Source organism: Hafnia paralvei ATCC 29927, assembly GCF_001655005.1.
In the GTDB taxonomy this organism is placed as follows: Bacteria; Pseudomonadota; Gammaproteobacteria; order Enterobacterales; family Enterobacteriaceae; genus Hafnia; species Hafnia paralvei.
Genome location: NZ_LXET01000026.1, coordinates 1 through 9,796 on the forward strand (window position 1 = coordinate 1; position 9,796 = coordinate 9,796).

12 protein-coding genes are annotated in these 9,796 nt (G+C 52.8%); 9 read left to right on the top strand and 3 right to left on the bottom strand.

Annotated elements, in window-relative coordinates; translation table 11 throughout:
- Positions 1 to 130: 130 nt before the first annotated feature.
- The 3 genes from M988_RS07565 to flgA form a co-directional block, all read right to left on the bottom strand.
- Entirely contained in the window at positions 131 to 556 is a 426-nt protein-coding gene (locus tag M988_RS07565) for a flagella synthesis protein FlgN (protein WP_008813851.1), read from the bottom strand.
- Between the two features lie 15 nt (positions 557 to 571).
- Positions 572 to 871, bottom strand: coding sequence for a flagellar biosynthesis anti-sigma factor FlgM (gene flgM / locus M988_RS07570; RefSeq protein ID WP_008813850.1), 300 nt, complete (start codon positions 869 to 871; stop codon positions 572 to 574).
- 187 nt (positions 872 to 1,058) lie between these two features.
- Positions 1,059 to 1,739 (bottom strand): flagellar basal body P-ring formation chaperone FlgA, encoded by a 681-nt coding sequence (gene flgA, locus M988_RS07575; RefSeq protein WP_064573540.1) that lies wholly within the window; start codon positions 1,737 to 1,739, stop codon positions 1,059 to 1,061.
- A 237-nt stretch (positions 1,740 to 1,976) separates the two neighbouring features.
- Between flgA and flgB the strand changes: the two genes are divergently transcribed.
- From flgB to flgJ, 9 genes are all read left to right on the top strand, one after another.
- Positions 1,977 to 2,390 carry a flagellar basal body rod protein FlgB gene (flgB, locus tag M988_RS07580; RefSeq protein WP_020303695.1) on the top strand — a complete coding sequence of 138 codons (414 nt, stop codon included), beginning with the start codon at positions 1,977 to 1,979 and terminating at the stop codon, positions 2,388 to 2,390.
- A 5-nt stretch (positions 2,391 to 2,395) separates the two neighbouring features.
- On the top strand, positions 2,396 to 2,800 hold the full coding sequence (gene flgC, locus M988_RS07585) for a flagellar basal body rod protein FlgC (RefSeq protein ID WP_004092125.1): 405 nt from the start codon (positions 2,396 to 2,398) through the stop codon (positions 2,798 to 2,800).
- Between the two features lie 11 nt (positions 2,801 to 2,811).
- Positions 2,812 to 3,513, top strand: a complete 702-nt coding sequence (gene flgD, locus M988_RS07590; protein ID WP_008813847.1) for a flagellar hook assembly protein FlgD — start codon at positions 2,812 to 2,814, stop codon at positions 3,511 to 3,513.
- An 81-nt stretch (positions 3,514 to 3,594) separates the two neighbouring features.
- Entirely contained in the window at positions 3,595 to 4,839 is a 1,245-nt protein-coding gene (gene flgE / locus M988_RS07595) for a flagellar hook protein FlgE (protein ID WP_008813846.1), read from the top strand.
- A gap of 71 nt (positions 4,840 to 4,910) precedes the next feature.
- Complete coding sequence (locus M988_RS07600; RefSeq protein WP_008813845.1) at positions 4,911 to 5,666, top strand: flagellar basal body rod protein FlgF; 756 nt, start codon at positions 4,911 to 4,913, stop codon at positions 5,664 to 5,666.
- 39 nt (positions 5,667 to 5,705) lie between these two features.
- On the top strand, positions 5,706 to 6,488 hold the full coding sequence (flgG, locus tag M988_RS07605) for a flagellar basal-body rod protein FlgG (protein WP_004092136.1): 783 nt from the start codon (positions 5,706 to 5,708) through the stop codon (positions 6,486 to 6,488).
- A gap of 37 nt (positions 6,489 to 6,525) precedes the next feature.
- Complete coding sequence (locus M988_RS07610) at positions 6,526 to 7,254, top strand: flagellar basal body L-ring protein FlgH (protein WP_174705397.1); 729 nt, start codon at positions 6,526 to 6,528, stop codon at positions 7,252 to 7,254.
- A 70-nt stretch (positions 7,255 to 7,324) separates the two neighbouring features.
- A complete protein-coding gene (locus M988_RS07615) occupies positions 7,325 to 8,428 on the top strand; it encodes a flagellar basal body P-ring protein FlgI (RefSeq protein WP_004092139.1) in 1,104 nt (367 codons plus the stop codon).
- On the top strand, positions 8,428 to 9,366 hold the full coding sequence (gene flgJ / locus M988_RS07620) for a flagellar assembly peptidoglycan hydrolase FlgJ (protein WP_008813843.1): 939 nt from the start codon (positions 8,428 to 8,430) through the stop codon (positions 9,364 to 9,366). The genes M988_RS07615 and flgJ overlap by 1 nt, the downstream gene beginning before the upstream one ends.
- Positions 9,367 to 9,796: the final 430 nt, after the last annotated feature.

Below are 9,796 nucleotides of genomic sequence, written 5' to 3' on the forward strand. Positions count from 1 at the left end.
AACTCGGACGCCTGCACGGAGTGCATGTATATTTCGGTGCCTTAGGCGTACGAAACCTTGCACGGTTCTCAGGTAGATTTCAGTACATTAGGCGTACGAAACCTTAAACCATAATGACATACACACTCGACTAAATACTCAACTTCCTACCCGTTATCATCCCGCTCTGAGCCTGTCCGTCGGGGCCATACAGAGACTGTCCGTGGCGGCTTTTTAATGTGTCGAGCGCACCCTGATTGCGGGTGAGATGTTGGTTGAGCAGCATACCGTTGTGCTGATTCATATCATGCAATCTCTGCGTGAGATCCATGATGGTCTGCCAAAGGGGAGCGAGGTCGCTATGTTCTGAATAGGGGGCTTGGTCGCCGGTTTGATGACGATGCTGTTCCTGATGGCGAAGCGTGGCGAGCAGATTCTCTTTTTCCAGCGTGGCGGCCTGTAAACGCACGGCGTCTACACGACCGGCACACAGGAGTGACTGTTCGTTTTCAAGCTCAACTTCAAGCGTTTTCAGGGTATCCAACATTTGTTGCAGCACGTCTAACGTTCCGGGCATAGTCATGACTACCTGTCAGTCGTTTGATTTCAATAAATCATGTGTATCTTGTAACAGCGCATCGGCGATTTTGCCGGTATCCATGGTCAGCTCACCGTTACGAATGGCAAGTTTCAATGCTTCAACGCGTTCAACGTTGATATCTTGGCCATTCGGCTGCATCAGGCGCGATTGCGCATCGCTCAGCTTAACCTGAGTGCCATCAACCGCAGGTTGGCTTGTAGCCTCTTTGCGTTTTTGCTGCTGGATTTCGGATGCTTCTCTTGGCTGAATCGGACTAACACCGCTCAGCGAATGGGTGCGATCTATGCTCATTGTCATTATCTCACTGGTTAGTTGGCGTGAGTCCGTTCTCTGATTGAACGCTACGGCAACGTGTTTCTGTCTGTCTGTACCATCGGCTTAGAAGCCAATAACTTTAGCTAAAACTGTCTATTTCGCTCGATTTATTGCAGTTTTTTTTCACCTAAGCGTGAAAAAGTCATTTTGGCACGAGAAATGACTACATTAGCAACTCGATAGTTCCCTGTTCGGTGGCTTTGCCGCTGATAATTTGTCCAGAGGCTAAACGAACGCGAACGTTGTCGGCAATCGCCGCATTATTGAGCGCTTTCCCTTCGCTGGTCACGTTAAAGCCGTCACCCTGCGCTAAAATCTGTACCGATTGTCCGGCCTTAATGATCCATGTACGGCGCATCATCGATGACGTCACCGGCTGACCCGCCGCTAAATCACGTGTCAAGACCGCGTTATCTAACTGGCTTATTTCCATAATGCTACCGGTAGGAAGACGATCGAGACGACCCTGCATGATATTGAAATCTGCTGCGCTAATATGCTGCCCACGGCTGAGTGGTGTGCTCGCTACCGGATAGCCTCCTGTGACCTGAACTTCAACTTGCAGATAACGTTTATCCTGTGGGCATTGCACCAACACGCTCAGTGTTCCCCAGCGGCGTGCCGAGGAGGGCATAGAAAACTGGGGTATTTCACACGTTGGCCACTGCGATTGAGGGGAACGAATATTGACTTTTACATGCTGATTTTCTGCGGTGAACTGTTGGCCGAAATACTGCGTTAGCCCATCTTGTAGCGCTGAATCTGCGTGCGCCGAGGGCAAGAAAAAGCCCGTCAGCAAAACGCTGGTCAGGAATAATGGCCATTTCTTTAAATCGCAACGCATGGGGCCTCCACCGGGTGGAATTAACGTATTACAGCGTGAAAATTCTAAACTCAGGCTCGTAGTCTATCTGCTTTGCTAGAAAATAAAGGCCACAAATAGCGCTGCATTTTGCGCTTATTCCTCCCATCGTCTGTATCTCCCCACGTCTATGCTATCCGCTCCAAATTGTCATTCTTGACGATCTGCCAGCAGCTTTATGCCATGGCAGCCCGTCCTAACCCACTTAGCGGAGAAGGTATGCTCGATAAACTGGATGCCGCGTTACGTTTTCAGCAAGAAGCTTTAAACCTACGCGCACAGCGTCAGGAAATCCTGGCTGCCAATATCGCCAACGCAGATACCCCAGGCTTTCAGGCCAGAGATATCGATTTTTCCTCACAGCTTACGCGCGCGATCGAACAAGGGCGTGTTAATGGCAGCGGTGTCGAGCTAAAAACCACCTCTAGCCGCCATATTCCTGCCCAGAGTTTTCAGCCGCCTGAACTGGATATGCTCTACCGCGTCCCCGATCAACCATCGCTGGATGGAAACACCGTCGATATGGACCGCGAGCGTACGCAATTCGCTGATAACAGCCTGCGCTATCAAACCGATCTGACCGTTATCAGCGGGCAGATCAAAAGCATGATGTCAGTGTTGCAACAAGGATAACGACCATGTCGATGCTCAACATTTTTGATATTTCCGGTTCGGCGCTGGCGGCACAGTCGCAGCGTATGAACGTGGCAGCCAGCAACATGGCGAATGCCGACAGTGTGACCGGACCCGATGGCGAACCCTACCGCGCCAAGCAGGTCGTGTTTGAAGTGCAAGCCGCACCAGGGCAGGAAACCGGCGGCGTAAAAGTATCGCAGCTGGTTGACGATCCGTCGCCAGAGCGTTTGGTGTACCAACCGGGCAATCCGTTAGCCGATGCTAAAGGCTATGTGCGGATGCCTAACGTTGACGTGGTCGGTGAGATGGTGAACTCCATTGCCGCTTCTCGCAGCTATCAGGCCAACGTAGAAGTCCTCAACACTACCAAGTCGTTAATGATGAAAACATTAACGCTTGGCCAATAACAGGAGGCGCTATGGCAGTTTCTGTCTCGCTTAACGATCCGGTTGATAATTCCAGCGCAACCAACAAAACCAACGGCACCAATAGCTTAACCAGCCAAAACAGCCAGGATTTAAGCAACAGCTTCCTGACGCTTTTGGTTGCGCAGCTAAAAAACCAAGATCCGACCAATCCTCTACAAAACAATGAGCTGACCAGCCAACTGGCGCAGATCAACACCGTTAGCGGCATTGAAAAGCTCAACACCACGTTGGGTTCTATCTCCGGCCAAATTAACAGCAATCAATCGTTACAGGCCAGCAGCCTCATTGGTCATGGCGTGATGATCCCCGGCAAAAATATTTTGGCGGGGAAAGAAGAGGGTGCAACCACAACCAGTACCACACCGTTTGGTTTTGAGCTGGAAAGTGGTGCTCAGAGCGTGGTGGTTACCATCAGCGACGCCAATGGTGCGGTCGTTAAACAAATCGATTTGGGCACGCAAACGGCGGGTGTTCATAGCTATACATGGGACGGCACACAAACCGATGGCACCAACGTGCCAAACGGAGCCTACACCTTTAGCGTGAGCGCGACCAACCAAGGTCAGCCGATGGTCGTTCAGCCGTTGCACTTTGGCATGGTGAACGGAGTGACCAAAAACGGTAACGGCGCGTTGCTGGAACTCGGCATGGCGGGCACCGCCACCCTCGACGACGTGCGCCAGATCCTGTAGCCACAGCGTTGACTCCATCATTATCAGCAGCTCTGATTTTTGCTGATGAACGTTTTTTGACCTCTAGAGATAGGACTTCACATGGGATTTAACCAAGCAGTCAGCGGCTTGAACGCTGCGGCCAGTAACCTTGACGTTATCGGCAACAACATTGCTAACTCGCAAACCGTAGGCTTTAAATCTGGCTCTGTGACCTTTGCCGACATGTTCGCGGGTTCAAAGGTGGGGCTAGGCGTGAAAGTTGCTAGCGTGCAGCAGGACTTTACCGATGGTATTACCACCACCACTAACCGTGGTTTAGACGTGGCGATCAGTGGCAACGGTTTTTTCCGTATGCAGGATGCTAACGGCGGCGTTTACTACTCGCGTAACGGCCAATTCACTAAGAATCAGGACAACTTCTTGACCAATGCGCAGGGTGTTTTCCTGACAGGTTATCCAGCGGCAGGTTCACCTCCGACTATCCAACAAGGCGCGCAGCCTTCACCGATTCAGATCCCAACGGGCATGATGCCGGCTAAAGCCAGCAGCTCAGGCAATATGAGCATGAACCTTAACTCATCGCATGAGGTGCCAAAGAACTCACCGTTCAAAGTTGATGATGTTGATTCCTACACCTATGCAACGTCTATTACGACTTATGATTCTTTGGGGAATACCCACAATATGAATCTTTATTTCGTGAAAGGGGCACCAGTGGCAGCCACGCCACCGGCGACGGGCATGACTACGCCATGGACGGTTTATAGCGTCGACAGCGCAGCCGCTGCAGGTACAGCACCTCAAAACGCAGGCAAACTGGAGTTTGACCAGAACGGTACGCTGCAAAACCCAGGTACACCTCTGGCACTGAACATGGCAGCTAACAACGGCGCTCCAGCGCAAAACTTCAACCTGACTTTCACCGGTTCCATGCAACAAAACACCGGTAAAGATGGCGTGACCGCCAAATCTCAAGACGGTTATGCAGCAGGTGAGATGACCGGCTATCAGATCAACGACGATGGCACCATTACGGGCACTTACTCTAACCAGCAAACCCAGCTATTGGCGCAAATCGTGATGGCAAACTTTGCCAACCCAGAGGGTCTTCAGTCTGAAGGCAACAACATGTGGAAAGAGAGTGCCACATCGGGTCAGGCGATTGTTGGCGTGGCGGGTGCCAGTGGGTTAGGCGCATTGACCAGCGGCGCCGTTGAGGCATCCAACGTGGATCTGAGTAAAGAGCTCGTCAACATGATTGTGGCGCAGCGTAACTACCAATCCAATGCTCAAACCATCAAAACGCAGGACCAGATCCTGCAAACGTTGGTCAACCTACGTTAATTACCCTTAATCCACTTCTTCTTCTATGCGCTGGCGAGATGGCCGGCGCATAGAGGCAACAGGCAGATGCTATGGATCACGCGATTTATACCGCGATGGGGGCCGCTAGCCAGACCCTCGAACAGCAGGCAATCACGGCCAACAATATGGCCAACGCCAGCACGCCCGGATTTCGTGCCCAGCTTGCGGCTTTACGCGCTGTACCGGTTGAGGGTGACAGCATCGAAACCCGCACGCTGGTCGCGGCGTCAACGCCGATGCATGACATGAGTATGGGTAAATTGGATTACACCGAGCGCCCGTTAGATGTGGCGTTACAGCAGGATGGCTGGCTTGCGGTGCGTAACGCAGACGGCACGGAAGCTTATACCCGTAACGGTAACCTGCAGATCAACACCGCAGGACAATTGACATCGCAGGGCAACTTAGTGATCGGCGATAACGGGCCGATTGCGATCCCCGATCGTGCAGAAATCACGATTGCCGCCGATGGCACTATCACGGCGCTCGGCGCTGGCGATCAGCCCAACACCACCACTCAGGTTGGGCGTTTGAAACTGGTTAAAGCCACGTCTCAGGAAATGGCACACGGCGACGATGGCTTATTCCATTTGACGCCAGAAGCGCAGCAGCAACGCGGCGCTACGCTGACGCTCGACCCAGAAATGCGTCTGATGCCTGGGGTATTAGAAGGAAGCAACGTCAAACCCGTGGATACGATGGTCGATATGATTGCCAACGCCCGCCGTTTTGAAATGCAGATGAAGGTCATTCGCAGCGTGGATGACAACGAACAAAAAGCCAACCAGCTGTTGTCATTGAGTTAATAGCCGCTGAGCGAGTTGAATAACTGTAGGAGTGTTTGAATGATCCGTTCACTGTATATCGCAAAAACCGGGCTGGAAGCCCAACAAACGAACATGGACGTCATTGCCAACAACTTGGCCAACGTTAGCACCAATGGCTTTAAACGCCAGCGTGCCGTATTTGAAGACTTGATGTACCAAACGCTACGCCAGCCCGGGGCTCAATCCTCCGAGCAAACGACGTTGCCTTCAGGGTTACAGATCGGTACTGGTGTGCGTCCGGTTGCCACTGAACGTTTGCATAGCCAAGGTAACCTGTCTCAGACCGACAACAGCCGTGATGTTGCCATTAAAGGTCAGGGATTCTTTCAGGTGCAGCAGCCGGATGGCACGCTAGCATACACGCGCGATGGCTCGTTCCAAGTGGATCAAAACGGCCAACTCGTGACGTCGAGCGGTTTTCAGGTCGTTCCGGCGATCACTATTCCGGCTAATGCCACCAAGTTGACCATCGGTCGCGACGGTATCGTTAGTGTGAATCAGCAAGGACAAACCGCAACCACGCAGGTTGGACAGCTAACCCTAACAACGTTTATCAACGATGCCGGTTTGGAGAGCGTGGGTGAAAACCTGTATCAGGAAACCGAGAGTTCTGGTGCGCCGACCGAAAGCACTCCGGGTCTGAATGGTGCGGGCATGTTGTATCAAGGCTATGTCGAAACCTCAAACGTTAACGTGGCTGAAGAACTGGTCAATATGATCCAGACTCAACGCGCCTATGAGATTAACAGCAAAGCCGTGACAACGTCTGACCAGATGCTGCAGCGCTTAACGCAGCTCTAAGGACTGATGCAGTATGTCAATCAAGCCGCATAACGTGATGACATCCAATGCTGTTGCTCGTCCCGCATTGATGCCATGCAAAATCGCCGCACTGAGTGCGGCTCTATTGCTTTCAGGATTGCTTTCTGGCTGCGCTTACATTCCGCACGATCAGATCGTGAAGGGTGCAACCACGGCCTCTCCGGCACCCGCAGCGCCGACCGTTGCCAATGGCTCTATTTTCCAAAGCGTACAGCCGATGAATTATGGCTATCAGCCGCTGTTTGAAGACCGCCGTCCACGCAACGTGGGTGATACGTTGACCATTTCGTTGCAGGAAAACGTCAGCGCCAGCAAAAGCTCCTCGGCAAACGCTAGCCGTAACGGTAAATCCAGTTTCGAAGTGGCGACTGCGCCACGCTATCTGGAAGGGCTGTTGGGTAATGCGCGAGCTGACATGAACATGTCCGGCGACAACGAATTCGGTGGTAAGGGCGGGGCTAACGCCAACAATACCTTTAACGGCACGATTACGGTGACCGTCGCGGAAGTGCTGGCTAACGGTAATCTGAAAGTGGTGGGCGAAAAGCAAATCGCCATCAATCAGGGCACCGAATTTATCCGCTTCTCTGGCGTCGTGAACCCACGCACCATCAGCGGCAGCAACTCTGTGGTATCAACGCAGGTGGCTGATGCGCGTATCGAATACGTCGGCAGTGGTTATATCAACGAAGCTCAGAACATGGGCTGGCTGCAGCGGTTCTTCCTCAACCTTTCTCCGTATTAATAAAAGGGTTGATCATATGTTGATAAGGAATAGAACGATGAAACATAGCTCTAGACGATGGGCTCAGCGTATGACTTCGCTGATGCTGGGGCTGTTGGTTTCCCTAAGCCTGTTCACCCAAACCGCTAGCGCCGAACGTATCCGCGATTTAACCACCGTACAGGGTGTGCGCGATAACGCCCTGATCGGTTATGGATTGGTTGTCGGTCTGGATGGTTCGGGTGACCAAACCATGCAAACGCCGTTTACGACTCAAAGCCTGAACAACATGCTGTCGCAGTTAGGGATCACAGTACCGGCGGGCACTAACATGCAGCTGAAAAACGTGGCTGCCGTGATGGTAACCGCTAAGCTTCCGCCATTTTCACGTGCCGGTCAAAGTATCGACGTGGTGGTTTCATCGATGGGGAACGCCAAAAGCCTGCGCGGCGGTACTTTGCTGATGACACCACTAAAAGGTGTGGATAATCAGGTCTATGCCTTGGCGCAGGGGAACGTGCTGGTGGGCGGCGCAGGTGCATCCGCCGGTGGCAGCAGCGTTCAGGTGAATCAGTTAGCGGGGGGGCGTATCAGCGGCGGTGCGACGATCGAACGTGAGGTGCAGAGCACCTTCGGCAATAGTAACGTGATTAACCTACAGCTCAACGATGAAGACTTCAGCTTGGCACAGCGTATCAGTGATTCAATTAACCGCTTTGGCGGGATGGGTTCGGCTACGCCGCTGGATGCTCGCACCGTGCAGGTTTTAGTTCCACAAGGCAACAGCAATCAGGTACGCGTGTTGGCGAACATTCAGAATATTGAAGTGTCTGTTGGTAGTTTCGATGCGAAGGTTATCGTTAACTCACGAACTGGCTCGGTGGTGATGAACCGCAACGTTGAGCTGGACTCTTGCGCTGTCGCTCAAGGGAACCTGTCCGTGGTGGTCGATCGTCAAAATACCGTCAGTCAGCCTAATACCCCGTTTGGTGGGGGACAAACCGTGGTGACGCCAAATACTCAGATCTCAGTTCAGCAAGGGCAAGGCTCATTACAGCAGGTGCGTTCAAGTGCCAACCTAAACAGCGTTGTGCGAACCCTTAACGCGCTGGGAGCTACGCCGAACGATCTGATGTCGATTTTGCAGGCAATGCAGAGCGCCGGTTGCCTACGAGCCAAATTGGAAATTATCTGATGAATGATAGCTTCTCTCTCGGTAGCGCCGCGTATGACGCGCAGGCATTAAATCAGTTGAAACGTCATACGGCGGCTGGATCGGATAAGGCTATCCGTGAAACCGCCAAGCAGATGGAAGGCATGTTTGTTCAAATGATGCTGAAAAGTATGCGTGCTGCGCTGCCTCAGGATGGGGAACTGAGTACGGAACAAACGAAGCTGTATACCTCGATGTATGACCAGCAAATAGCACAGGATATGTCCGGTAGTCTCGGCATCGCCGATATGCTGGTACAGCAGCTTTCTGGAAATAAAACGTCGATTCCTGACAGCGTGGGCACTACGCCAATGGCGTTAGATGGAGAGACGATTCAAAGCATGCCGGTTCGTGCACTTGAGCAGGTTATGCGCCGAGCGATGCCGCGTATCCCACAAAATGGGTCGCCGATGCCGACCAGCAACGGCGAGTTTGTCACTCAACTGAGTGGCGCGGCGCGAGCTGTTAGCCAACAGAGTGGTATACCGCACCAACTGATTGTGGCGCAGGCGGCGCTGGAGTCTGGATGGGGTCAGCGCGAGATTCCGACGACCGATGGTTCGCGCAGCTTCAACCTGTTTGGGATTAAAGCCGGCAAAAGTTGGGATGGCCCGACAACCGAGATCACCACCACCGAGTTTGAAAATGGCGTTGCACATAAAGTGAAAGCCAAATTCCGTGTGTATGGATCTTACCTTGAAGCCATCAGCGACTATGTGCAGTTGTTAACCAATAACCCACGCTATGCCAACGTCACCAGTGCCAATACGCCAGAACAGGCCGCACATGCTCTGCAAAAAGCGGGCTATGCGACCGACCCTAACTACGCCAGCAAGCTGGTACAGGTGATTGGACAGATTAAAAACGCGGGCGAACAGGTGGTGAAGGCGTATACCACGGATTTGGAGAGGTTGTTTTAGGTGGGGACGGCTAGTTTTATGGTTGATGGGGGAAAGGTTTCGTACGCCAGTTAGCATCTGTGGTTCTATGAAGCCACTGGCGTAGGCGTCCGAGCAAGGCGGCTCAATCGCCGCCGCCTTGCATCCGGGCTTGGCACCGTTCTTCAGCCTGCTTCGCAGGTGCCCGAAACTCGTCATTCCGGCCTTAACGGAACGAACGGCAATCGCCATCCTGGCTCCTCCGTTCTTTCGCCGACGTCCTTGTCGGCGAATCCTAGCCTACATTCCTCCTTTCGGCTGAAGAACAACGTGCCGGAAAGGTCAACGTCAAAACAAAAGGCGTGGCCGGTTTTTAGTTTAAGTATTCGTTGATAGAGCCGGCACGACAGGGATGTCGTGACGGAGTTTGGGGCGCCCTGGATGGGCGATACCAAACCGGAGCGGAGATGGC